This is a genomic window from Parafrigoribacterium humi, assembly GCF_040227205.1.
Classification (GTDB): Bacteria; Actinomycetota; Actinomycetes; order Actinomycetales; family Microbacteriaceae; genus Parafrigoribacterium_A; species Parafrigoribacterium_A humi.
Genome location: NZ_JBELOA010000008.1, coordinates 101,114 through 124,875, shown reverse-complemented (window position 1 = coordinate 124,875; position 23,762 = coordinate 101,114). Strand labels below are relative to the sequence as shown.

Below are 23,762 nucleotides of genomic sequence, written 5' to 3'. Positions count from 1 at the left end.
ACACCATCAGAGCCCTCAAACGCTACGTCGCCCGCGAAGTCTTCCACGCCCTCAAAACCGACCTCACTCCCGCTTGACATCCATAGGACTATCCAGCGGGTACCTCAGTGCGTGTCGCCGGAGTGCTCGTCGAGGAACGCGTACAACTCGGTGTCGTCGACGCCGGGGAAGGTACCCGATGGCAGCGGTGACAGGATGTGCGCGTGCAGCCGCGCACTCGGCCATGCCTTGTGCGCCCAGCGCTTCGAGAGCTCGGTGTCCGGGCGCCTGCAGCAGCTCAGGTCGGGGCAGCTGGACTGCTCCCGGTTCGTCGTCTCACGGCCGCGGAACCATTTGGCATCGGCGAACGGCACACCGAAGGTGATCGAGAACTCCTCCTTGGAGCCGGTTCCGGTCTGGGTGGAGCACCAGTAGGTTCCGGTCGGGGTGTCCGTGTACTGGTACAGCTCGGTGGTGCGGTTCGTGCGCGCGAACGCGATGCGGGCGCTCCAGTGTCGGCAGACCAGCTGGCCCTCGGTCGACCCCGTGACGTCCGTGGGCATCCGGAGTCCGTCGTTCTCGTAGCCCTTGTACAGCGCGCCGTCCTCGCCGACCCGCAGGAAGTGCACGGTCATGTCGAGGTGCGTCGTCGCGAGGTTCGTGAAGCGCAGCGCCGCGGCCTCGTGCGTGACCCCGAAGGCGTCGCGGAAGTCCTCGATCGCGAGGTTGCGGTCGTTCTTGGCCGCCGTGAGAAAGTCGACGGACTGGCGCAGCGGCATGAGGCAGGATGCGGCGTAGTAGTTGATCTCGAGGCGCTGCCGCAGGAACTCCGCGTAGCTGTCCGGCTCCTTGTGACCGAGCAGGCGGTGGGCGAGAGCCTGCAGGGCCATGGATCGCAGTCCGTGACCGCCGGGAATCGAGGCCGGCGGCAGGTAGATTCGTCCGTTCTCGAGGTCGGTGACGGAGCGGGTGGAGTGCGGCAGGTCGTTCACGAAGATGAGCTCGAAGCCGAGCTTCTTGGCCATGAGGCTCACCTCGCGGTGGGTGAGAGCCCCGGTCGTGTGCCCGACGCCGCGCAGGCTCTCCTCGGCGAGCTCCTCGATCTCGGGCAGGTGGTTGTTCTGGGTGCGCATGTACTGGTGCAGCTCGGTGTTCGCGCGCCTCGCCTCCTCGGGCGTCGCGATCGCCTGGCGGGCACGGCGGGCCAGCTCGCGATGCAGGCCGAGCAGTGCCTCGAGCGTGTCGTCCGACATCGACCGTGACGGGCGGATGCTCGGCAGCCCCAGCCCCGCGTACACCGCACTGTGCTGCATGTGGTCGAGTTCGATCTCGAGAGCGGCTCGCGGAGTGGGAGGCGTCGAGTCGAGCAGGTCGGAGACCTCGATGCCGAGCGACGCGGAGATCGACTGCAGCAGCGAGAGCCTGGGCTCCCGCCGACCGTTCTCCATGAGCGAGAGCTGGCTGCCGGCGATGCCCACCTGTACCCCGAGCTGGTCGAGGGTGAGGCCCGCGGCGCTGCGGTAGTGGCGAATGCGTTGACCCAGGGTCGCAAGATCGGTCATGAAATTCACCCTAGCGAAAAAATAGCCATTCTTTCCAGCTATTTCTTTAAAAAACATCCCGATATGCACGCATGGTGGAAGAACAAGCCGATTCTTGGCCCGACTACAGGAGGGACTGCCATGACTCTCACACCCACTCGCCCGGCAGACGCCGCCGTTCCCACGGGGCGCGCCCACGACGACGAGCGCGACTACGACGAAGACGCACCGGCCGTTCCACTCGATGTCGCCGCCTGGGTCGACTCGATCGCGGCACTGACCATCCCCGACCGCGTCGTCTGGTGCGACGGCTCCGCCAAGGAGTACGACGACATCACCCGTGAGCTCATCGCGAGCGGCACGCTCACCAAGGTCAATCCTGAATTCCGTCCGTACAGCTTTCTCGCCCGCAGCACCGCGAGCGACGTCGCCAGGGTCGAGGCCCGCACCTTCATCTGCTCGGTGAAGGAAGCGGATGCCGGGCCGACGAACAACTGGCGCCAGCCCGACGAGATGAGGGCCACGCTGCACGCGCTCTTCTCCGGCAGCATGCGCGGACGCACGATGTACGTCATCCCCTTCTCGATGGGCCCGCTCGGCAGCCCGTACGCGCGGCTCGGCGTGCAGGTCACCGACTCCCCCTACGTCGTCGCGAGCATGCGCATCATGACCCGGATGGGTTCCGCGGCTCTCGAGCTGATCACGCCGGGCACCGAGTGGGTTCCCGCCGTCCACAGCGTCGGTGCCCCGCTGGCCGCAGGCGAGGCCGACGTGCCGTGGCCGAGCAACGACACGAAGTACATCTCGCACTTTCCGGAGACCAGGGAGATCTGGTCGTTCGGATCCTCCTACGGCGGCAACGCGCTCCTCGGCAAGAAGGCGTTTGCGCTGCGTATCGCCTCGGTGATCGCGCGCGACGAGGGATGGCTCGCGGAGCACATGCTCATCCTCAAGGTCACCAACCCGCGCGGCCGCGTCTTCCACGTCGTCGCGGCATTCCCCTCCGCCTGCGGCAAGACCAATCTCGCCATGCTGCGCCCGACCATCCCGGGCTGGAAGGTCGAGACGATCGGCGACGACATCGCCTGGCTGTTCCCCGACGCCGACGGTCGGCTCCGCGCGATCAACCCGGAGGCGGGCTTCTTCGGCGTCGCCCCCGGCACGAGCGAGAAGACCAATGCCGCGGCCATGGAGACCATGTGGGGCAACACGATCTTCACCAATGTCGCGCTGCGCGACGACGGCGACGTGTGGTGGGAGGGGATGACCGACACTCCCCCCGAGCACCTGGTCGACTGGGAGGGCAACGACTGGACCCCGACATCCGGACGTCCTGCGGCCCACCCGAACTCACGGTTCACCGTCTCCGCGGCCCAGTGCCCCACAATCTCCGACGAATGGGATGACCCGAATGGCGTGGTCATCGACGCCATCATCTTCGGAGGCAGGCGCGCAAGCAACGTTCCCCTTGTCGTTGAGGCACGGAACTGGGAGCACGGCGTGTTCGTTGGCGCGACCGTCTCATCCGAGCGCACTGCAGCGGCGGAAGGGGTCGTCGGCGAACTGCGCCGCGACCCCTTCGCCATGATGCCGTTCTGCGGCTACAACATGGCCGACCACTGGTCGCACTGGCTGGAGGTCGGCCAGAAGCTGCGCGAGAGCGGCGGTGCCCCGAAGATCTTCCAGGTGAACTGGTTCCGCAGGGGCGCGGACGGCGGCTTCCTCTGGCCCGGGTTCGCGGAGAACGCGCGAGTGCTCGAGTGGATCCTCGGACGCGTCGACGGCAAGACCCCCGCGGCGGACACCCCGCTGGGCTGGAAGCCCGTGGACGGCGGCATCGACCTCGAGGGCCTGGATGTCAGCGCCAGGCAGTGGAACGAGCTCTTCGACATCGACGCCGAGGCCTGGCTCCCCGAACTCGACGACACCGAGAAGTTCTTCTCCCGCTTCGAGGAGAGGCTGCCGGAGGAACTCACGAAGCAGCTTGCGGACATCCGCCGCAGGATGAAGCTCTCGATCGAGAACTGAGCCGGCGAAACTCCGCCGCCGAGGGAAGAAATCGGCCGCCGCATCCGTTGCGACGAGCATGACAACCATCGGATTCATCGGTTCAGGACACATCGGCGGCCAGATCGCACGAGCGGCGGTGGCGCACGGCTACGACGTCGTGATGAGCAACTCGCGTGGCCCGGAGACCCTCAGTGAGCTCATTGCGGAGCTCGGGCCGCACGCGCGCGCCGCGACGCCTGCCGAGGCAGCAGAGGCCGCGGACTTCGCCGTCGTGACGATTCCGCTCAAGGCCTACACGGCGGTTCCGGTCGCGCCGCTCGCGGGCAAGATCGTCATCGACACCAACAATTACTACTGGGAGCGCGATGGGCACATCGCGCAGCTCGACGACGAGACGGCCACCGTCACCGGCATGCTCCAGGAACATCTGCCGACCTCGAAGGTCGCCAAGGGTTTCAATCACATCTTCGCCGCGGACATCACGACAGACGGAACCCTGGCTGGGTCAGAGAACAGGCGAGCTCTCGCCACCGCTGGTGACAGCGCGGAGGCCGTCGAACTCGTCACGAAGCTCTACGACGAGTTCGGTTTCGACACCGTCAACATCGGCCCGCTCTCCGAGAGCTGGCGCGTCGAGCGCGACCGGCCCGCCTACGTCGTGCGCCAGAACGCGGAGGAGCTCAGGGCGAACCTCGCGCTCGCGACGCGCGGTAAGTAGACCGGATGGCACGAAGCACGCAGAATGGCTTCGTGCCATCTACCTTTCTCGTCGTACCGCAGTGGCAGGGATCCGGCTCGTCGCGCGCGATGCGACTCGTCGACGGAGCCGAGGCGATCCGTGGCGATCTGCCCTCAGCATCCACGGTGACGGTGGACGTGCCGCTCGGCGCGGGAAGCAACGAGGGAACACTCGTTCATCGCCTCAGCTCGATCGACCAGGTGTGCGGATCGATGGCCAAGGCCCTCGCGAAGCTCCACGGACCCGTCATCACGATCGGTGGCGACTGCGGCGTAGAGCTGGCGGCGGTGCAGCATGCCCAATGGTCCCAGGACCCGATGGCCATGATCTGGCTGGATGCGCATCCGGACCTCAACACTCCGGAGTCGTCGCCATCTGGCGCATTCACCGGGATGGTGCTTCGCACGCTGCTCGGCGATGGTGTCGAGGCGCTCGTGCCCACCTCGCCGCTCGAGCCCGCGCACACGATTGTCGCGGGCATCCGCAGCGTCGATGAGGGCGAGAGCGAGTATCTGGCGACGAGCGGCGTCCGCGTGCTCACCTCGCAGGATGTTGACGCGAAGTCGGTGACCGCCGCCCTGGCTGCGAGTGGCGCCCGCTCGGTCTACATCCACGTGGATCTCGACGTGCTCGACCCCGCGGAGTTCGACGGGGTCAGCGACCCGGTGCCCTTCGGCCTGTCGCTGGCGACTGTGCTCGAGGTGATCGCCGCGGCGAGGGCTGCACTGCCGCTCGCCGGTGCGGGGATCGCGGGATTCGCCCCCGCATCGCCGGACGCCGTCTCGGACGGCATGGGCAGCATCCTGCGCATCGTGGGCGCCATTACCGCGTAACCCTGGCGCGCCGAGAAGTCCTAACGCACCGCCGTGGGTTCGGCGCGCCGGACGTGACTTCTGGCGTGTTCGATAGCGGAGTCGAGGTCAGAGAACAGGTGATTCTGGTGACGCAGTGACGCGATGACGCCCACGTGCGTCAACAGTTTCAGGTGCCTGGGCTGGATTCCCTTGACCAGCGCGGTGATCCCCCGTCGTTCGAGCTCGTGGATCATCTCGGTGACCACGCGAGCTCCGGTTGCGTCGAGCACCTGCAGCTGCGACATCCGAATGATGACCACGGAGACATTGCTGATCCGCGTCACCCGTTCGAGCATGCGGTCGGCCGCGCCGAAGAAGAGAGCACCGTCGAGACGGAACAGCGCGACGCGCTCGTCCCCCGGCCGGGTTGGCCCCGGAAGTTCTTCGCGGTGCACTCCCGCAGACTGCGAGAGCGCCCGGAGGGCGAAGAACGCGGCAATGGCTATGCCGATCCCGACCGCGACGATGAGGTCGAAAGACACCGTGATCAGCGCGGTGACGATGAAGGTCGCGGTGTCTGACCTCGTCGAACCGATGATGCTCCGCACGGTTCTCAGCGAGACCATTCGGCATGCGGTGACCATCAGTACGCCGGAGAGCGCGGCGAGCGGGATCTGCGACACGGCACCCGCAGCAAGGTAGACGACTCCGATCAGCACGACCGCGTGCATGATCGCCGCGAGGCGAGTGCGCCCACCGGAGCGGATGTTCACGGCCGTGCGCGCGATTGCCCCGGTCGCGGGCATGCCGCCGAAGATCCCGGAAGCGATCGAAGCGAGACCCTGCCCGACGAGTTCCCTGTCGCCATCGTACGGACCGGTATCCGAGATGGAAGCGGCCACTCGGGCCGACAGCAACGACTCGATTGCGGCGAGCGCGGCGACGGTGCACGCAGCACCGACAAGGGAGAGCATCGTCGTCGTCTCCGCGGCTGGCAGCGCCGGCGCGGGAAGCGAGCCCGGGAGCGTGCCGATCCTGGCAAGCGGAAGGCCCGCCAGGTTTGCGACGACGGCCACCAGGACGATCGCGATGAGAGAACCCGGTAGCTGCGGGTGGATGCGGGGCGCCACGAGCATCACGAGAACCACGGTCAGCACCGCGGCAACGGGCCACGCGACGCTCGCCCAGTCGATGTCTCCGAAAGCCTGCACCGCAGCGACGAATGCCGCGCTCCTGGGGCGCGGTTCGGTTCCGACGGCGGCGGGAACCTGCTGGAGAAAGATGATCACCGCGATGCCGAGGGTGAAGCCCTCGATGACAGGCCAGGGAATGTATGAGACGACTCGGCCGAGTCTCATGATTCCGCCCAGCACGACGATCACACCGGCCATGAGGCTCACGAGCGCGACGGTTCCGGCCCCGTGGGCGGCGACGACGGGGCCGAGCACGACGACCATTGCTCCGGTCGGCCCCGACACCTGGATGTTCGATCCGCCGAAGACGGCCGCGATCACGCCGGCGACGATCGCCGTGACGAGTCCGCTCTCGGCACCCGCGCCCGAGCTCACTCCGAACGCCAGGGCCAGTGGCAGCGCCACGATCCCCACAGTGATGCCCGCGACGACGTCCCCTCGCCACGTCCGTCGCACGGAGTGATAGTCTTCCCAGCTCGGCAGGAGAGCGAGCAGGGAGCGCAGCGCCCTCACCGCGTCACCGCAGCGCCCTCATCGACACCGATCGATGCCGGAGAAGGTCCCACTGTCGACTCAAGTTGCTTCTGGGTCCTCTCGAGGATCTCGATCAGCAGGGTGCGAGCCACGGACAGCAGGCCGGCGACCTGCGGATAGGCCAGCGAGTAGAACACCTGGCTGGCCTGCCGCTCGGCAACCACGAGGTTGTGCCGCCGGAGGACGGCAAGGTGCTGGGAAAGGTGCGACGCCTCCAACCCGGTGTCGGCGAGGAGCTCCGAGACCGATACCCTGCTCGAGGCCGAGAGCACCTCAAGCACGCGCACGCGCACCGGATGGGCAAGCCCCTTGAACAGATTGGCCTTGACCTCATACAGCGGCTGCTGTGCCCCCGAAGATGCGTCGAACGTGCTCACCGCACTCCCCCGTCTGCATTCGTGTCGCCCCTCGTGAGGGTTATGATGATGACTTTATCAATTCATCATATCACCATCCATAAGCACCCCTTTGAAGCGCCGACAACCGCGCTGTCCGCTCACCTAGGCTGGAGCGCATGACGGACTCACGCATCACCCTCGACCGCGACGGGCACGTGCTTCTCATCGGCTTCAACCGGCCGGAGAAGCGCAACGCCACCGACTTCCCGATGCTGCAGGAACTCTCGCTGGCGTACGGGGAGCTCGAGCGTGACCCAGAGCTGCGGGCGGGATTCGTCTACGCCCACGGCGACCACTTCACCGGCGGGCTCGACCTCGCGGACGTGGGTCCGCGCATCGGAGCCGGTGGGCTCGACATCGTGCCGGAGGGGGGAATCAACCCGTGGCAGGTCAGCGGTACGCAGCTGAGCAAACCCGTGGTGATCGCGGTGCAGGGCATCTGTCTCACGCTCGGGATCGAGCTCATGCTCGCGAGCGACATCGCGGTCGCGGCAGAGTCGACCTCGTTCGCGCAGATCGAGGTCGCCCGCGGCATCCTCCCCTTCGGTGGCGCGACTCTTCGCTTCCCTCGAGCGGTCGGCTGGGGCAACGCGATGCGGTGGATCCTCACCGGAGACACCTTCGACGCCGCAGAGGCGCACCGCATCGGCCTCGTGCAGGAGGTCGTGCCGGACGGCGAGCAGTATGCCCGCGGACTCGAGCTGGCCCAGCGCATCGCCGCCCAGGCCCCGCTCGCCGTGCAGGCCGCGCTGGCGAACGCCCGCATCGCGGTGCGGGATGGTGAAGCGGCGGCCGAGGAACGGTTGCAGCCAGAGCTCGTGAAGCTCGTCGCAAGCGAGGACGCCCGCATCGGCATGGAAGCCTTCCTGACCAGGCAGACGGCAACCTTCGTCGGCCGCTGACCGCATCCGCGCACGGGCTTAGCGGGAGCTCGGGGAGTAGCCTCAAACGATGTCGAATCGAGAGTACGACCTCATCGTTGTCGGAGCCGGAGCCGTCGGGGAGAACATCGCCGATCGAGCAGTACAGGGCGGACTCAGCGCCGTCATCGTGGAGAGTGAACTGGTCGGCGGTGACTGCTCCTACTGGGCCTGCATGCCGTCGAAGGCGCTCCTGCGCAGCGGGATGGCGCTGCGTGCGGCCCAGAGGCTCGACGGGGCCAAGCAGGCCGTGACCGGCACGCTCGACGTGTCCGCCGTCTTCGCGAGGCGCAACAGCTTCACCCACGACTGGGACGACCAGAGCCAGGTGGACTGGGTCGCAGGGGCGGGCATCGATCTCGTTCGCGGACACGCGAGGTTCACCGCGCCGAAGGAGGTCACCGTCACGGCGGATGACGGCACGGTCACGATCCTCACCGCGATGCACGCGGTCGCCGTGAGCGTCGGCTCCGATGCGAGGCTGCCCGATGTGCCCGGCCTCGCTGACGCCTCGCCGTGGACGAGCCGCGACGCCACGAGCGCGCAGGAGGCCCCGAAGCGACTCGCGATCATCGGCGGCGGGGTCGTCGCCACCGAGATGGCCACGGCGTACGCGGGCTTCGGCACCGAGGTCACGCTCATCGCGCGCAGCGGGCTGCTCTCCGGCGCCGAGCCCTTTGCGGGCGACATGGTGGCGGATGCCCTGCGCGAGCTGGGCGCAACCGTCGCGCTCGGCGTCTCCCCCGTGAGCGTCACCCGAGACGACCGCGGCGTGACCCTGCAGCTCAGCGACGACAGCACAGTGACGGCGGACGAGGTGCTCGTGGCGGCCGGGCGCGTTCCTCGCACGAGTGACCTGGGACTCGAGACGATCGGCCTCACCCCGGGCGACTGGCTGCACACCGACGACACCCTGCTCGTCGACGGCTTCGACTGGCTCTACGCCTGCGGCGACGTCAACCGCCGCGCCCTGCTCACCCACCAGGGCAAGTACCAGGCGCGCGCAGCGGGAGACGTGATCGCCGCCCGCGCCCTCGGGAAGACCGTGGACGACGCTCCGTGGGGCATGCACGTCGCGACCGCAGACCACGCCGCCGTGCCCCAGGTGACCTTCACCGACCCGGAGGTGGCCTCCGTCGGTCTGACCGCCGAGGCCGCAGAGAAGGCCGGCTACGACATCCGGGTCGTCGACTACGCCATCGGCTGGGTGGCTGGGGCGTCGCTCCAGGCCGATCACTACACGGGCCAGGCCCGCATGGTCGTCGACGAGAAACGCCAGGTGATCCTCGGCGTCACGCTCGTCGGCCAGGACGTCGCGGAGATGATCCACGCCGCGACCGTCGCGGTGGTCGGTGAGGTTCCGCTCGCTCGGCTCTGGCACGCCGTGCCGTCGTACCCGACGATGAGCGAGCTCTGGCTGCGCCTGTTGGAGACCTACGGCCGACCGGACTGAGACGCGGCCTGAAGGCTCGCATACACGCCGAGAAGCGCGGTGGTCGTCGCGCCCCAGGTGAAGCCGAGCGCGTGGTGACGCGCGGAGAACTGCAGGCCTTCGAGCCTGCGCTGGTCCGAGAGCAGGAGCGCGATCTCGCTGGCCCATTCGCGGGGATCACGCGAGTCGACCAGCACTCCCGAGACGCCGTCGGAAATCGCCTCGACGAGGCCGCCCGTGTGGTAGCCGACGACGGGTGTTCCGCTCGCCGCGGACTCCAGCGCGACGAGACCAAAGGTCTCGGAGTGCGACGGCACGAGCGTGAGACTCGCCATCGCGAACAGGTCCGCGAGCTCTGGCCTCGACAGCGCGCCGACGAAGCGCACGTCGCCAGCGACGCCCAGGCTCGCGGCGAGTTCCCGCAGCATCCGGCCGTAGGCCTCCTCACCCGGGGTCTCGACGCCGGCGAGCACGAGCACGGGCGCCCAGCCGCGAAGCGCGTGCACCTCCGCAAAGGCTCGAATGGCGAGCTCCTGGTCCTTGAGCGGCTGGATGCGCGCGGCGACAACGAGCACCGGCCGGCCCTCGGCAATACCGAGCTTCGCGCGCATCCGCTCCCCCGCACTCACCGCGCGGGTCGGACGGAACAGCTCGACATCGACGCCGGGCGGAATCACCCAGATGCGATCGGCGGGCGCGCGCACGTCGTCGATGAGGTTCGTGACGACGGCGGCCGACCCGGCGATGATGGCCGCGGCCTGACCCGCGAGAAACATCTCCGTGCGCACCCGCAGCTCCGGCTCCGCACTCTGCCCCGCCGCAAGGTGGCGGTTCTTCATCGCCGCGATGGTGTGGAAACTCTGCACGAGCGGAATTCCCTGCTCGAGCGCGACAGGCAGGGTGGCCAGCCCGCTCAGCCAGTAATGGGCGTGGATGAGGTCATATCCGCCGTCTGCACTCCTCGCGAGCGCGGCGACGGCCTCGCCGAACTCGTCGACCACGGTCGGCAGCGCGCTCTTCGGCAACATGGTCGGTGGCCCGGCCGGGAGCTCTCGCAGCGTCACGCCGTCGGCGATCTCTGTGACCGCCGGTGCGGCGGATGCCCGGGTCAGCAGGTCCACCCGAACGCCTCGCGCGGCCAGGCCCTTCGCCACCTCGAGAATGACCACGTTCATCCCGCCGGCATCCCCGCTCCCCGCGGTCGCCACGGGCGAGGTATGCATCGACACCATGGCGACACGGGACGCGGTGACAGCCATGCACCCACTGTATTGGGTGCCGCTGGGCCGCAGCCGGGCGCCGGAAACCAGTAGTGCCGGAAACCAACCATGCTAAAAACGAGCCATGGACGACTCACTGCGAGATCTCTCCGGCACGACGATGGTCATCACCGGGGCAAGCTCGGGAATCGGCGCAGCGGCCGCAACGGTGCTTGCCTCACGCGGTGCGGAGCTCGCCATCGTCGGCCGGAACCCGGAACGCACGAAATCCGTTGCCGCATCCGTCGGTGGCACGCCGTTCATCGCGGACTTCGACCGCCTGGATGAGGTGCGCGCCCTCGCGCATGCCCTCCAGGAGCGCTACGACCGCATCGACGTGCTCGCGAACAACGCGGGCGGCCTGACCCGGAAGCGCGCCGTCACGCCGGACGGTTTCGAGCGCACCTTCCAGTCGAATCACCTCGCGCCGTTCCTGCTGACGACCCTGCTGCTTCCCGTGCTCACGCGGAGCAACGCCCGCGTGATCTCGACCGCGAGCGTCGCGAACCTGTTCGGGCGGCTCGACCTCGACGACCTCGGCTTCGAGCGCCGCGCCTGGCTCGGCGGATGGCGGGCCTACGGCACGAGCAAGATCGAGACGATCCTCTTCATCGAAGAGCTCGCCCGCCGCACCGGCCTCGAGGCGTATTCCTTTCACCCGGGGTACGTTGCAACGAATTTCGGTGCGGACAACATCCTCATACGCTTCGCGGCGGCGATCAGCGGCCGCAGGATCGGGCTGCGGCCGGTACAGGGGGCTGCGCCGCTCATCCACCTCGCCTCAGCGCGCGACACCGGGGTGCCGAGCGGCACCTACTTCGATCACCTGAGACCGTTCGGGCACATCCAGGGGCGAGCGCACACCCCGGAAATGGCGCGCGCCCTGTGGGAGGCGAGCGCGACGCTCGCCGGAGTTCCCGCCTAGAAAACCTGCCTCACCACTGCGGCGGATGACGATCCTGCCACCGCAGGCGACGCTCCAGCTGGGCGCCGATCGAGAGCAGTGTCGCCTCTCCGCCCGGGCGACCGATCAGTTGCACGCCCATGGGGAGCCCGGTCTCGGTCTGAGCGACCGGCAGCGTGATCGCCGGCAGCCCCGTGACGTTCGCGAAGGAGGTGAACGGCGTGTACTGCACCTGCTGCTCGAAGTTGCGCTCGGCATCCTCGCTGTCGTACCAGCCGATCGGCCGCGGGGTCATCGCGAGCGACGGCGTGAGCACGGCGTCGAAGCCGGAGAACTGGCGGATGATCGACCGCTCGAACAACGCCAGTGCGGCGAGCGCGTCGCCGAGTTGCCGCGCCGAGATCTCGCGCCCCTTGCCCACGAGCCAGCTGGTCAGGGGTTCGAGCAACTGCAGCTGCTCTCCCTCGGCCGGAATTCCGGCGGCCCCGGCCTGCCAGATGGTGCGGAAGTTGGGCGCGTAGCTGTCGTCCGGCTCGAGCGCGAAGTCCTCGATGCCGTGACCGATGGCATCCAGCTCCCGCTTCGCGAGGTCGAGAGCCGCGGATGCCTCGCTCGAGACCGCGATGTCGTAGGCCAGGTCCCACGGCGAGCTCGTCATCACGCCGAGCTGGAACCGGCCCTCCCCCCGCACAGCGGCATTCAGCAGTGCGCCGCCGTCCCAGCGCGGGGCGCGCACCGAAAACGGATACGGCTCGTCACCGATCATCGCGTCGAGCACCATCGCGGCATCGGCGACCGTGCGCGCGAGCGGGCCGGGCACGACGAGGCCCGCGAGCTTGTCGAGCCCCGAACCGCTCGGAATGAGTCCGCGTGACGGCTTGATCCCCACGAGGCCGGTTGCCGCGGCGGGAATGCGCACGGAACCGCCGCCATCCGAGCCCGGAGCGAAGGGAAGCAGGCCTGCGGCGACCGCGACGGCCGCTCCCCCGCTGGACCCACCGGCACCGAGCGAGACGTCCCACGGAGTGCGTGCCGGCGGGGCGACGAGGCTCTCGGTGTACGAGGGAAGGCCGAACTCCGGTGCGTTGGTCTTGCCTAGGCTGATGCCGCCCGCGTCGTCGAGCACCTCGACGAGCTCGCTCGACACCTCGGGGACGTAGCCCTGCATGAGTCGGGATCCAAAGCCGGTCGGCACCCCCGCACGGTTCGTGAGGTCTTTGTCCGCGAACGGAAGCCCCCACAGTGCGATGGGACGCGGGCCCTCGGCGGTCTGGAGGCGCGCTCGCTCGAGCGCGGCATCCGCTGTCACGGTGACGAATGCGCCGAGGCCCCCGTCGAGCCGCTCGATGCGCTCGAGGTAGTGCTCGGTGAGCTCGGTCGGGGTGATCTCGCGACGCTGAAGCCGATCCCACTGCTCCTGTGCGCTGAGGTGATGGAGTTCGGTCACGCTCACGAGCCTATGCCGATGTCATCCCCGGCCGATCCAAGTTCTTGGAAGGTGGTTATCTGCAGGCCGCCCGGTGCTTCGAGGCGCGCGTTGAGCGAATCCCACGGGGTCTTCGTGGGTGGAGCCAGCACCTCCGCGCCTCCCGCTTCCAAGCGATCGGTCGTGGCAACAGCATCCGCGACCTCGAAGGCCACGCGGATGCTGAGGGTCGACGGTCTGCTGACCGGGCGTCCGACCTCCACCTCGTCGATCATCCGCACCTGGGCTCGATTGGCGATCTCCAGGGTTGCGGTGGGCACGGACAGGATCGCGACTCGTGCGCCGTCGTCGCCCTCGTAGGCCTCCAGCTCTGAAAGACCGAGCACATCGCGATAGAACGCGACCGCCTTCTCGTAGTCATCTGTCTCGACGACGAGCCTGAGCTGGGTCACGGACGAGGGGATCGAATCTGCGCTGGCCATGGTGTAAGGAACGCCGGGAGCGATCGATCTGTTCCCCGACCTTTCTCGGACTTGACATCCGAGAACAAAGCTGGTTGGTTAGTTACTCAAGTAATGAACCAACAAACGAGAGAAGAACCGGGTGGACGAGGGCAGACCGATATTCGTTCAGATCGCCGAGCAGATCGAGAACGACATCATCGGCGGAGTCCTGGCAGAGGAGAGCCAGGTTCCTTCGACCAACGAGTTCGCCGCGTTCTATCGCATCAACCCCGCGACGGCGGGCAAGGGCGTGAACCTCCTGGTCGACGACGGCATCCTCTACAAGAAGCGCGGCATCGGAATGTTCGTGGCCGCGGGCTCACGCGATCGCCTCATGCAGAAGCGACGCGACGAATTCCACGCCGAGTTCGTGCGGCCCCTCCTCGCGGAAGCCGAAAAACTCGGTATCTCGGCCGGCCAGCTGGCCGCCATGATCACAAGCTCAACACACACCACTCAGGGAGAGAAGAAATGACCCCAGCAGTCGAGGTGAAGAACCTCAGCAAACGATTCGGCCGGCTGCGCGCCGTGGACGAGGTGAGCTTCACCGTCACCGAGAACAAGATCTACGGCCTCCTCGGTCGAAACGGTGCGGGCAAGACCACCCTCATGCAGCTGCTCACCGGGCAGGACTTCGCCACGAGCGGCAGCATCGAGGTCTTCGGTGCATCGCCCGTGGAGAACGCCGCGGTGCTGCAGCAGCTCTGCTTCATCAAGGAGAGCCAGCGCTACCCAGACAACTTCACGCCGCGGCACGTGTTCGCGACGGCCCCGTGGTTCTTCTCCGAGTGGAACGCGGAGTTCGCCGAGCGACTCGTCGGCGACTTCCGCCTCCCCGTGAACCGACCGATCAAGAAGCTCTCCCGAGGCCAGCTCTCCGCGGTCGGGGTGATCGTGGGGCTTGCCTCCCGCGCACCGCTCACCTTCTTCGACGAGCCATACCTCGGGCTGGATGCCGTGGCCAGACAGATCTTCTATGACCGCCTCCTCGAGGACTACGGCGAGCATCCGCGCACCGTGATCCTCTCGACCCACCTGATCGACGAGGTGAGCAACCTGCTCGAGCACGTGCTCGTGATCGACGACGGTCGCATCATCATCGATCAGGACGCCGATGAGCTTCGCGAGTCGGCCACGACCGTGAGCGGGGTCACATCCACGGTCGATGAATTCGTGCGCGGCCGTGAGATCCTGCACCGCACCGGCATCGGCGGCCTGACCTCGGTCACCGTCAGCGGTCTCAGCGCGGCCGAGCGCACGGTCGCCGCGGACCGGAGCCTCGAACTCTCCCCCGTGTCACTCCAACAACTCATCGTCCGCAGGACGGGCAGCACCGAGAAGGAATTCGAGCAGAGCGCATGACCACCATGACATCCATCCACACGGCGCCCGCGGCGCGACCGGCGTCCACCAGGATCTGGAACGCGGCGAGACTCCAGTTCACCAACGCGCGGCAGGCAATCGGCCTGCCCTGGCTGATTCTCGCAATCATCTTCCTCGCCAACCTGGCCATCTGGCTGATCCTCTACGCCTCGACCAGCGGGCAGGATCGCGCAGACGTCTCCGAGGGCCTGCAGTACAGCGGCGCCACTTCGTACATCTTCGTCTACATGCTCGTCGTCGCCATCCAGGCGATCAGCCGCACCTTCCCCTACGCGCTCGGCCTGAGCGTGACGCGCAGGGACTTCTATCTCGGCACCTCCGTCGCCTTCGTCATTTTCTCGTTCATCTACGGCGCCGGCCTGACGCTGCTCTCGTACATCGAGGAGTGGACCGGGGGCTGGGGCGTCGGCGGCAGGATGTTCACCGCGGTGTACTACGGCAGCGGACCGGTGTGGCAGCGACTGTTCGTCTTCGTCGCCATCTTCCTGTTCTTCTTCTTCGTGGGGATGGCGTCGGCGACGCTCTACGTTCGGTGGAGGGCGGCGGGCCTGCTCATCCTCGGCGGGGTATTCCTCGTCATCATCGTGGCCTTTGTCGGCCTGGCGACCTGGACCATGAGTTGGGTGCGGGTCGGCGAATGGTTTGCGACCTCCGGTCCGGTCGGCGTGGTCGCCTGGGCGCTTGTCCCCACGGTTCTCGCCGGGGTGGCGGGCTACTTCATCCTCCGCCGGGCGACCCCGAAGAACTAGAAACACGGATGCCCGGGGCCACCTGATCGAGGCGGTCCCGGGCATCCGAAGCTGGCAATAAGTCGCAAGTTGTCAAGAGCACCCCGGGAATCGTCGTAGCGTGGAAGCATGGGGCAAGGGTCTGGGCGTTCGGGTATTTTCATCGGTTTCGCTGGCTTTGTCGGATTCAGTGCAATAGCCGGTGTGCTCGTCGCCGCCATGCTCACCCCGGCAATCGCCATGACGAGCGAGGGTGCGAACGCCTCGATCGGCGTCTTCAACAGCCTGCCCGAATCGATCACCCTCGGTCGGCTCACCCAGCAGAATCAGGTCTATGCCACCCGGGCTGGCAAGCCGGTGCAGATCGCCACGATCTACGACCAGGACCGGGAGAACATCGCGTGGGACCAGGTGTCCCCGTTCCTCAAGCACGCCGCCATTGCCGGTGAGGACCGCCGCTTCTACGACCACGGCGGTGTCGACGTGAAGTCCATCGCGCGCGCGGCAACCGAGAACCTGGAGCACAAGAAGATCACGAGCGGTGCGTCGACCATCGACATGCAGCTGGTCAGGAACATCCTCGTGCAGCAGGCGCTGCAGCTGAAGAATCCGATGGCGAAGAAGAAGGCATACTCCGCGGCGATCAACGAGACCTTCGCGCGCAAACTCGCCGAGATGAAGCTCGCCATCGGGCTCGACAAGAAGTACACGAAGAAACAGATCCTCCTGGGATATCTCAACATCACCGGGTTCGGAGGCAACACCTACGGCGTGCAGGCGGCGGCCCGCAATTACTTCAGCGTCGACGCGAAGGATGTGACCCTCGCGCAGGCCGCGAGCCTCATCGCCATCGTCGAGGACCCCAATGACCTGAATCTCGGCAACCCGAAGAACTTCCCCGCAAACAAGGAGCGGCGGGACTTCATCCTCAGCAACATGCTCGACTTGAAATACATCACGCAGGACCAGTACAACAAGGCCATCGCCACCCCCATCACCACCAAACCGGAGGCGCCGAGCAACGGATGTCTCTATGCGAGCGATGCGCCGTTCGCCTGCGACTACGTGACCCGCCTCGTGCCGACCCTCGAATCCCTGGGGAGCACAGCATCGGAGCGCGAGGACAACTGGGCCCGAGGCGGATACAAGGTCTACACGAGCATCGACCTGGACCTGCAGGATGTCGCTCAGGCCGCTCTCTATAAGGATGCGCCGGCCGACGAGGCCCGTTTCGGTCTGGGAGCGGCGGCAGACGCCGTCGAACCCGGCACCGGCCGGATCCTCGTGATGGCGCAGAACAAGCACTTCGACAACTCCGGCACCGGCGGAGGCCCGACCACGACCGCGGTCAACTTCAGCACGGACCACGCGTACGGAGGCTCCTCCGGCTTCCAGACGGGCTCGACCTACAAGATCTTCACCCTCGCGGACTGGCTGCAGAAGGGTCACGGACTGTACGACTCCGTCAACGGCAGCGTGCGCACCTTTCCTTACGCGAGCTTTCCCGCAGCCTGCGAGTCACTCTCCGGCCCACCGTACCGCCCACAGAACGACTCTCCGGGTGAGGGCGGCTACATGTCTGTGCTGCAGGCAACAGAGCGGTCTGTGAACGCTGCGTTCGTCTCCATGTCCCAGAAGCTCGATCTCTGCGACATTCGTGCGGACGCGGAGGCGATGGGCGTGCACCGGGCCGACGGAGCCCCCCTCGAGGCGTTACCGTCGTCAACGCTCGGCACCAACGTGATCGCCCCGCTGACCATGGCGGCCGCAATCGCCACGGTGGGCGCGAACGGCACGTACTGCGCCCCGACGATCATCGACAAGCTCGTCACCTCCGCGGGAAAAGAGCTGCCAGGCCAGCCGAAGAAATGCACGGCGGCGCTCGAACCGAACATCGCCAGTACCCTCGCCTTCGCGCTCGCGGCCGTGATGAAATCGGGTACGGGAAGCCCGGGAAATCCGCACGACGGCGTTCCGATCGCCGGCAAGACCGGAACAACAGAGAACGCAGTGCAGAATTGGCTCATCGCGACGACGACAAAGGTCGCTCTCGCCGTGTGGGTGGGCAACTGGGATGGCGGTCACCAGAGCGTGCGCAGGATCAGCATCGCGGGTACGAACGGGTACAACACGAAGTTCAATATATTCCGCGTCACCATGGCGTCGTTCGACACGAACCCCGCCTATCGCGGAGGAGACTTCCCCGCGCCCGATCCGCAGTTCCTCACGCGCTACGTTCCGCCGCCCACAACGACGCCGTCGCCCGGCGGTGGCGCGACCACTGCACCGACTCCCCCGCCGCCGACTCCACCGGGGAATCCCGGAGGAGGTCCGGGAAAGGGTGGTGGACCGGGTAAGCCCTGATCCAGTAGGCCCCGCCTACTCCACTTCCCGCCTCAGCCGGGCAACCAGGGCCTCGAAGTCGGCCGGAGCGGACGCGAGCGTCCTGCGCGCGATGATCCTGCTGAACGCCCTGGCTCGCGAGGCGACGTTGACGATGACATACTCGACGTTGGATCCGGTGTCATCGGGAACCACGCGGTACTCGCCGCGATACCACCACCCGCCCTGCACGACGAGGAAGAAGGCCGTCGGGTCCGCGGTGTAGAGAATGCCCGAACCCTCGGCAGGCCGCATCCTCGCGTCGAGGGCGTCGAACACGACGGCGGGACGCGCTCGCAGGTGCGCGCGATAGCTGCCCACGACGACGTGCCCCTGCGGCCGCCTCCGGGGTGCTGCTGGCATTGATTCGATCCCGACCTACTTGAGCGACTTCTGCATGAGCACGGTGCCGAGCCAGCGATTGAACTTGAAGCCGACCTTGCCCATGTGGCCGATCTCGGTGAAGCCGAAGTCCCTGTGCATCGCGAGGGAGGCCTCCGCCCCCTTGTCCGCGATGACGGCGATCATCTCCTTGAGACCCGCCGCGCGCGACGCCGCGACGAGCTCCGTCATGAGCCGCTTGCCGAGCCCCTTGCCCGTTGCTGCGGGCCCGAGGTAGATCGTGCTCTCGACCGTGAAGCGGTAGGCGGCCTTCTCCCGCCACGGGTACACGTAGGCATAGCCGAGGATCTGCCCGCTCGGGCTCTCGGCAACCAGGAAGGGCATCCCGAGCTTGGTCAGGTGTGTGAACTTCGAGCGCAGGGCGGAGAGCGCCATCGGCGCCTCGTCGAAGGTGACGGTGGAGTTGGCGACGTAGTGGTTGTAGATCTCGCGCACGCTCGGCAGGTCCTGGGTGCGCGCGGCGCGGATCTCGTACTCGAAGGGCGACTCGAGCGGCGGATGATTGTGCAGAGCTTCCCTGGGGCGATGCGTCGCCTGATACTCCGATTCCAGCATTCTTCGAGCCTACTTCTGCCTCGGCTCCGGATGTGGCAGGGATGAGCCGATCATTCGGCCACGGTGTCGACGACGGGCGTCGCGCTCGTCTTCTCGCCGGTGAGCCACAGCGAGACCACCGCGGACAGCGCCGCGAGCGCCACCAGTAGCCAGCCGACGAAATGGAACGACTCGATCGTCGCGGCAAGTGTCGCACCGCCGGCGACGAGCGAGCCGAGGATGCTGACCCCGATCGAGCCGCCGAGTCGCTGGGTGATGTTGAACAGCGTGTTTCCGTCGGCCATCTGCTCCTCCGGCAGCGGTGCGAGCATCGCGACGAGCAGCGGCGTCGTCACAAAGCCGATGGCGACGGCACGGCCGGCGAGCATGACCGCCGTCGCCCAGAGCGGGGTGTCCTGCTCAAGGGAGACGAGAAAGATGCTGGAGGCCACGAGGATGACGAAACCGGAGACCACAAGCACCCTCAGCGAGATATAGGCGGAGAGCTTCTGCCCCGCCCAGGTGCCGAGCCCCATGATGATGCCCTGTGGCAGGAGGGCAAGACCGGTCTCGAACGCACTGTATCCCTGTACGGACTGGGTGAAGATGGGCATCAGGAAGACGGTGCCGAATGAGATCACCGAACACAGCACCTGCAGCAGAAGAGCCAGCGCAGAGGTCTTGTGCTCGATCATCCGCAGGTCAACTGCTGGCTCGGAGCGCCGCAGCGCCCAGAACGTATACGCGACGAGCAACACCGCACCGATGCCGAGCGGGAGATAGCTCGACGCGCTGTCCCAGCCATTTGCCGTGCCCTCGGTGGCCCCGAACAGGGCACCGGTGAGTCCGATCGCGAGGAGCCCGAAGCCGATAGGGTCGAAGCTCGTCGCCCGATTCGCCGGGGCGCCGACATCCTTCGGTACGCGCAGCATGAGCAGCAGGCCGATGATGCCGACGGGCACGTTGACCAGGAAGATCCAGCGCCAGCCTCCGGCCTCGATCAGGAAGCCGCCGAGGGTCGGGCCCAGGGCCGGGCCGAGGAACAGCACGAGTGCTGCGGAGATCGGGATCTTGCCGCCGCTGATGCCGTCTTTGCCGAGCAGGATGCTGAGCGCGAGCGGCACGAGCGGCGCCCCGACGAAGCCCTGCACCGCCCTGACCGCGATGAGGAACTCGATGTTCGGCGCGATCGCGCAGGCCGCAGAGGCCAGCACGAACAGCACCATGCTGATCGTGTAGACGCGAAGGGTTCCGAATCGCTTGGCGAGGTACGAGGTCGCGGCGAGTGCGACGCCGAGGGAGAGCAGGTATCCGCTGACCACCCACTGCACCTGGTCGAGCTGCACGGGGTGTGCGCGGGTGCTCAGCTCTGCAGCGATGTCCGGCACGGCGACGTTGACGATGCTCGAGTCGATCATGCTCAGGAGCGGGCCGACCAGCAGTCCGTAGCGCGCGACGGCCCCGATCCTCGAGACCGGCGGATTCTGCGACATGACTTCCCGTTCATCGCTCGGGATTCGCCGTGGCTCGCGAATCGCGCTGTCACAAACTACACCGCGAGCGACCAATCGACCTGATCGGCACCCTGCGCCGCAAGCGCCGCGTTGGCACGGCTGAACGGCTTCGATCCGAAGAATCCACCGGAGGCTGACAGCGGGCTCGGATGCACGGACTTGATCACGGGTGTCGAGCCGAGCAGCGGCTCGAGGTTCTGCGCGTCCCTCCCCCACAGGATCGCGACGAGCGGGCCCCCGCGAGCGACGAGGGCGCGGATGGCGAGCTCGGTGACCGCCTCCCAGCCCTTGCCCCGGTGGGAGCCCGATCTGCCCGGCGTCACGGTCAGGACCCTGTTGAGCAGCATGACCCCGTGCTCCGCCCAGGAGGTCAGGTCGCCGTGGTCGGGCGTCGGGAGCCCCAGGTCGTCTCGAAGTTCGCGGTAGATGTTCTGCAGGCTCCGCGGCACCGGGCGCACTGCCCGATCCACCGCGAAGGAGAGCCCGATAGGATGCCCGGGCGTCGGGTACGGATCCTGCCCGACGATGAGCACCCGCACCTCCGAGAGCGGATAGGTGAACGCCCGCAGCACGTTCGCCCCGGACGGGAGATAGCCGCGCCCCGCGGCCGTCTCCGCCCGGAGGAAATCACCCATCGCGGCGACCTGCGCCGCCGCGGGTTCGAGGGCCGCGGCCCAGCCGGGGTCGAGAAGCTCCGAGAGCGAGTGCACGGTCACGCCGACAAGTTAAGCAGACGAGGGCGTGCTTGCCGCTAACATCCGGTCATGACACTCCTTCGCGGCAGAGCCGGCGCGGTCACGGTCGGCCTCATCGGATTCCTGTTCTTCGTCGAGTTCGTGAGCGGAATATTGCAGGGCTTCTACGTGCCCCTCATTCCCGATCTCGTGAAGTATCTCGGCATCCACGACGCCGACTTCAACATCTTCGAGGGTGCCCAGCTGCTGCTCTCTGCGCTCGTCGTGCCCGTCCTGGCCAAGCTCGGCGACATGTACGGGCACAAGAAGATCCTGCTCGTCTCCACCGTGCTCACCGCGGGCGCGAGCTGGTGGCTGGCCTTCTCGGGCGATTTCACGAGCTTCCTCATCGCCTGGACCTTGCAGGCCTTCTACGTCGTGTGGCTGCCGCTGGAGATCGCGCTCGTCTTCGACAAGGGCCGCCGCAGCGGTCGAGCCGCCTCCGCCACCAGGAAGGCGGCGGGGCTCCTCATCGTCGGCCTGGAGGCCGGGGCGATCGCCGGAGCGCTCGGCAGCTCGGCGATCTTCGACGCCTTCGGTGGTCCAGGAGCGCTGCAGCACTCCGTCGTACCGACGCTCATGGTGCCCGCGGTCGCCGTGTCGCTCGTGTTCTTCGTGATCCTGTTCGGGGTGCCCGAGTCGGAATCACTCCCGGACCGCAGTCTCGACTGGAAGGGATTCTCGCTCCTCACGATCGGGCTGCTACTCGTGACCTCCGGGCTCACCTTCCTGAAGTTCAACGACACGCAGTGGTGGCCGTGGGCGATCATGGCGGCCGGCATCCTCGTGTTCTGGCCCTTCGTGCGCTTCGAGCTGCGGCAGAAGGATCCGGCCATCGACATCCGCGTGTTCGCCCAGCCGAACATGTGGCCGGTGCAGCTCACCGCGTTCCTCATCGGAATCAGCATTCTCGGCGCGCAGGCGCCCCTCTCCACCTACGCGGGAACGGACAAAGCGGAGCTCGGCTACGGCCTCGGCCTTTCGAGCGGCTCGATCTCGATCCTGATCGGTCTCTACCTCGTCTCGATGATCGTCGGCGCGCTGCTGTTCCCGCTGCTCTCACGCGCATTCACCCCACGGATCACGCTTATCATCGCGGCGTTCTTCGTTGCGATCGGCTACCTGCTGTTCCTCCCGCTGCACCTGGAGACCTGGCAGGTGTTCATGAATATGGTGATTGCCGGTCTCGGCAGCGGCGCCCTGGTCGGCGCCATGCCCGCAGCGGCGGCAGCGGCGGCACCGCGCGGGCAGACCGGCATCGCCTCTGCACTCACCAATACGACCAAGACGATCGGTGGCTCCTTCGCGTCGTCGGTCTTCGCGATCGTGCTCACGATCGGGGCCGTGCAGGTGGCAGGGTCGACCGCGGGCAGTCTGTTCGGCTACTACCTGGTGTGGGCCATCTGCGGCGGCGGAGCGCTGCTCGCGGCGATCCTGCTGTTCTTCGTGCCGAAGCTCGCATTCGCCGACACCGACGTCGACGTCTCGGCGGCGGCCTCCGAGGTGCCCGCCCCAGAAACCGGCTCGGCGCTCCACTAGTTTCTGGCGCGCGGAGACGTCGACGGGCGCGACGACGACGGCTCACTCGCTCGCCGAGTGACGCTACAGCCTGGGGGCAAGCGGCCCGCGCACGAGCTTGTGCGCCGCGGCCTGCGCGACCGGCTTGATGGTCACGAGGTCGAGGTTCACGTGGCCGGGGAGCTCGATCGCGTGCACGATGGTCTCCGCGATGTCCTCGGCGGAGAGCGGGTTCGGCACGTTGTCGTAGACCGCATCCGCCCTGGCCTGGTCTCCCTCGAAGCGCGTGAGCGAGAACTCCTCCGTCTTGACCATGCCGGGAGCGACCTCGAGTACGCGGATCGGCTCTCCCGCGAGTTCGAGCCGCAGCACCGCCACGAGTGCGTGCTCGGCGAACTTCGCGGCGTTGTAGCCTCCTCCGCCCTCGTAGGCGACGTGTCCGGCGATCGAGGTGACCGTGAGGATGTCCGCGTGTCCTCCGTGCGCAGCCGCCGTGCGCAGCAGCGGCAGCAGGGCACTCGTGACCCGCTTGACCGCGATGACGTTGACGTCGTACATACGGGCCCAGTCATCGACATCGCTCGTCTCCACCGACGCGAGTCCATAGGCACCACCGGCGTTGTTGACGAGCGCGTGCACCGGGCCGAGGCCGACGAGGTGATCGCGCAGAGCGTCGACCTGGCGCTGGTCGGTGAGATCGGCCGCGAAGACATCGGCACCGGTCTCCGCGGCGAGCGCCTCGAGTCGGTCCGTGCGCCTGGCGACGCCCACGACATCCCAGCCTCGCTCGCGGAACAGCCGCACTGTCGCCGCACCGATCCCGGAACTCGCCCCGGTCACTACCACTCTTCTCGCGCCCACGCGCACTCCTTCCGAACTCCTAAACCGTACCGCGGCGACAGCGGGCATTTTCGGGTTCAGCAGAGGAAACGTCT

21 protein-coding genes and 1 pseudogene are annotated in these 23,762 nt (G+C 67.2%); 11 read left to right on the top strand and 11 right to left on the bottom strand.

Annotation, left to right across the window (positions count from 1 at the left end; translation table 11 throughout):
• Nucleotides 1–104: 104 nt before the first annotated feature.
• Nucleotides 105–1,541, bottom strand: a complete 1,437-nt coding sequence (locus ABUA28_RS12280) for a helix-turn-helix domain-containing protein (RefSeq protein WP_349904469.1) — start codon at nucleotides 1,539–1,541, stop codon at nucleotides 105–107.
• A gap of 120 nt (nucleotides 1,542–1,661) precedes the next feature.
• On the opposite strand from ABUA28_RS12280, the gene ABUA28_RS12275 reads away from it, so the two are divergent.
• The 3 genes and pseudogenes from ABUA28_RS12275 to ABUA28_RS12265 all read left to right on the top strand — a co-directional run bounded on the left by ABUA28_RS12275 (nucleotide 1,662) and on the right by ABUA28_RS12265 (nucleotide 5,102).
• Entirely contained in the window at nucleotides 1,662–3,548 is a 1,887-nt protein-coding gene (locus tag ABUA28_RS12275; RefSeq protein ID WP_349904468.1) for a phosphoenolpyruvate carboxykinase (GTP), read from the top strand.
• Nucleotides 3,549–3,588: 40 nt separating this feature from the next.
• Nucleotides 3,589–4,248, top strand: a pseudogene (locus tag ABUA28_RS12270) (NADPH-dependent F420 reductase); the annotation flags it as partial.
• Between the two features lie 32 nt (nucleotides 4,249–4,280).
• Complete coding sequence (locus tag ABUA28_RS12265) at nucleotides 4,281–5,102, top strand: arginase family protein (RefSeq protein ID WP_349904467.1); 822 nt, start codon at nucleotides 4,281–4,283, stop codon at nucleotides 5,100–5,102.
• A 20-nt stretch (nucleotides 5,103–5,122) separates the two neighbouring features.
• Here ABUA28_RS12265 and ABUA28_RS12260 read toward each other — a convergent pair whose 3' ends face one another.
• The gene (locus tag ABUA28_RS12260) at nucleotides 5,123–6,769 is read right to left on the bottom strand and encodes a SulP family inorganic anion transporter (protein ID WP_407075445.1); all 1,647 of its coding nucleotides are present in this window, start codon (nucleotides 6,767–6,769) and stop codon (nucleotides 5,123–5,125) included.
• Nucleotides 6,766–7,167, bottom strand: a complete 402-nt coding sequence (locus ABUA28_RS12255) for an ArsR/SmtB family transcription factor (RefSeq protein WP_349904465.1) — start codon at nucleotides 7,165–7,167, stop codon at nucleotides 6,766–6,768. Before ABUA28_RS12255 ends, ABUA28_RS12260 begins: the two co-directional genes overlap by 4 nt.
• A 137-nt stretch (nucleotides 7,168–7,304) precedes the next feature.
• Here ABUA28_RS12255 and ABUA28_RS12250 point away from each other — a divergent pair, with 137 nt between their 5' ends.
• Nucleotides 7,305–8,090 carry a crotonase/enoyl-CoA hydratase family protein gene (locus ABUA28_RS12250; protein WP_349904464.1) on the top strand — a complete coding sequence of 262 codons (786 nt, stop codon included), beginning with the start codon at nucleotides 7,305–7,307 and terminating at the stop codon, nucleotides 8,088–8,090.
• A gap of 49 nt (nucleotides 8,091–8,139) precedes the next feature.
• Nucleotides 8,140–9,561, top strand: a complete 1,422-nt coding sequence (locus ABUA28_RS12245; RefSeq protein WP_349904463.1) for a dihydrolipoyl dehydrogenase family protein — start codon at nucleotides 8,140–8,142, stop codon at nucleotides 9,559–9,561.
• Here the strand turns inward: ABUA28_RS12245 and ABUA28_RS12240 are convergent.
• A complete protein-coding gene (locus ABUA28_RS12240; RefSeq protein WP_349904462.1) occupies nucleotides 9,543–10,799 on the bottom strand; it encodes a glycosyltransferase in 1,257 nt (418 codons plus the stop codon). The two genes, ABUA28_RS12245 and ABUA28_RS12240, sit on opposite strands and share 19 nt — an antisense overlap.
• Before the next feature lie 85 nt (nucleotides 10,800–10,884).
• On the opposite strand from ABUA28_RS12240, the gene ABUA28_RS12235 reads away from it, so the two are divergent.
• A complete protein-coding gene (locus ABUA28_RS12235) occupies nucleotides 10,885–11,724 on the top strand; it encodes an SDR family NAD(P)-dependent oxidoreductase (protein WP_349904461.1) in 840 nt (279 codons plus the stop codon).
• Nucleotides 11,725–11,734: 10 nt separating this feature from the next.
• Here ABUA28_RS12235 and ABUA28_RS12230 read toward each other — a convergent pair whose 3' ends face one another.
• Nucleotides 11,735–13,150, bottom strand: coding sequence for an amidase (locus ABUA28_RS12230; protein ID WP_349904460.1), 1,416 nt, complete (start codon nucleotides 13,148–13,150; stop codon nucleotides 11,735–11,737).
• A 2-nt stretch (nucleotides 13,151–13,152) separates the two neighbouring features.
• A complete protein-coding gene (locus ABUA28_RS12225; RefSeq protein WP_349904459.1) occupies nucleotides 13,153–13,611 on the bottom strand; it encodes a VOC family protein in 459 nt (152 codons plus the stop codon).
• Nucleotides 13,612–13,732: 121 nt separating this feature from the next.
• Here ABUA28_RS12225 and ABUA28_RS12220 point away from each other — a divergent pair, with 121 nt between their 5' ends.
• From ABUA28_RS12220 to ABUA28_RS12205, 4 genes are all read left to right on the top strand, one after another.
• Nucleotides 13,733–14,107, top strand: coding sequence for a GntR family transcriptional regulator (locus ABUA28_RS12220; RefSeq protein WP_349904458.1), 375 nt, complete (start codon nucleotides 13,733–13,735; stop codon nucleotides 14,105–14,107).
• Nucleotides 14,104–14,994 (top strand): ABC transporter ATP-binding protein, encoded by an 891-nt coding sequence (locus ABUA28_RS12215; RefSeq protein WP_349904457.1) that lies wholly within the window; start codon nucleotides 14,104–14,106, stop codon nucleotides 14,992–14,994. The genes ABUA28_RS12220 and ABUA28_RS12215 overlap by 4 nt, the downstream gene beginning before the upstream one ends.
• Nucleotides 14,991–15,764: a hypothetical protein gene (locus ABUA28_RS12210; RefSeq protein WP_349904456.1), complete on the top strand. Its 774-nt coding sequence runs from the start codon at nucleotides 14,991–14,993 to the stop codon at nucleotides 15,762–15,764. Before ABUA28_RS12215 ends, ABUA28_RS12210 begins: the two co-directional genes overlap by 4 nt.
• A 108-nt stretch (nucleotides 15,765–15,872) precedes the next feature.
• Nucleotides 15,873–18,107 carry a transglycosylase domain-containing protein gene (locus ABUA28_RS12205; protein WP_349904455.1) on the top strand — a complete coding sequence of 745 codons (2,235 nt, stop codon included), beginning with the start codon at nucleotides 15,873–15,875 and terminating at the stop codon, nucleotides 18,105–18,107.
• A gap of 15 nt (nucleotides 18,108–18,122) precedes the next feature.
• On the opposite strand, the gene ABUA28_RS12200 is transcribed toward ABUA28_RS12205, so the two are convergent.
• The 4 genes from ABUA28_RS12200 to ABUA28_RS12185 are packed head-to-tail and all read right to left on the bottom strand — an operon-like array spanning nucleotide 18,123 to nucleotide 21,291.
• Nucleotides 18,123–18,488 carry a hypothetical protein gene (locus tag ABUA28_RS12200; RefSeq protein ID WP_349904454.1) on the bottom strand — a complete coding sequence of 122 codons (366 nt, stop codon included), beginning with the start codon at nucleotides 18,486–18,488 and terminating at the stop codon, nucleotides 18,123–18,125.
• Between the two features lie 15 nt (nucleotides 18,489–18,503).
• Nucleotides 18,504–19,082, bottom strand: coding sequence for a GNAT family N-acetyltransferase (locus ABUA28_RS12195; RefSeq protein ID WP_349904453.1), 579 nt, complete (start codon nucleotides 19,080–19,082; stop codon nucleotides 18,504–18,506).
• 50 nt (nucleotides 19,083–19,132) lie between these two features.
• A complete protein-coding gene (locus ABUA28_RS12190) occupies nucleotides 19,133–20,554 on the bottom strand; it encodes a DHA2 family efflux MFS transporter permease subunit (RefSeq protein WP_349904452.1) in 1,422 nt (473 codons plus the stop codon).
• A 56-nt stretch (nucleotides 20,555–20,610) separates the two neighbouring features.
• Complete coding sequence (locus ABUA28_RS12185) at nucleotides 20,611–21,291, bottom strand: uracil-DNA glycosylase (RefSeq protein WP_349904451.1); 681 nt, start codon at nucleotides 21,289–21,291, stop codon at nucleotides 20,611–20,613.
• Nucleotides 21,292–21,339: 48 nt separating this feature from the next.
• Between ABUA28_RS12185 and ABUA28_RS12180 the strand changes: the two genes are divergently transcribed.
• Nucleotides 21,340–22,848 carry an MFS transporter gene (locus ABUA28_RS12180; RefSeq protein ID WP_349904450.1) on the top strand — a complete coding sequence of 503 codons (1,509 nt, stop codon included), beginning with the start codon at nucleotides 21,340–21,342 and terminating at the stop codon, nucleotides 22,846–22,848.
• Nucleotides 22,849–22,911: 63 nt separating this feature from the next.
• Here the strand turns inward: ABUA28_RS12180 and ABUA28_RS12175 are convergent, their stop codons facing one another.
• Complete coding sequence (locus ABUA28_RS12175; protein WP_349904474.1) at nucleotides 22,912–23,673, bottom strand: SDR family oxidoreductase; 762 nt, start codon at nucleotides 23,671–23,673, stop codon at nucleotides 22,912–22,914.
• Nucleotides 23,674–23,762: the final 89 nt, after the last annotated feature.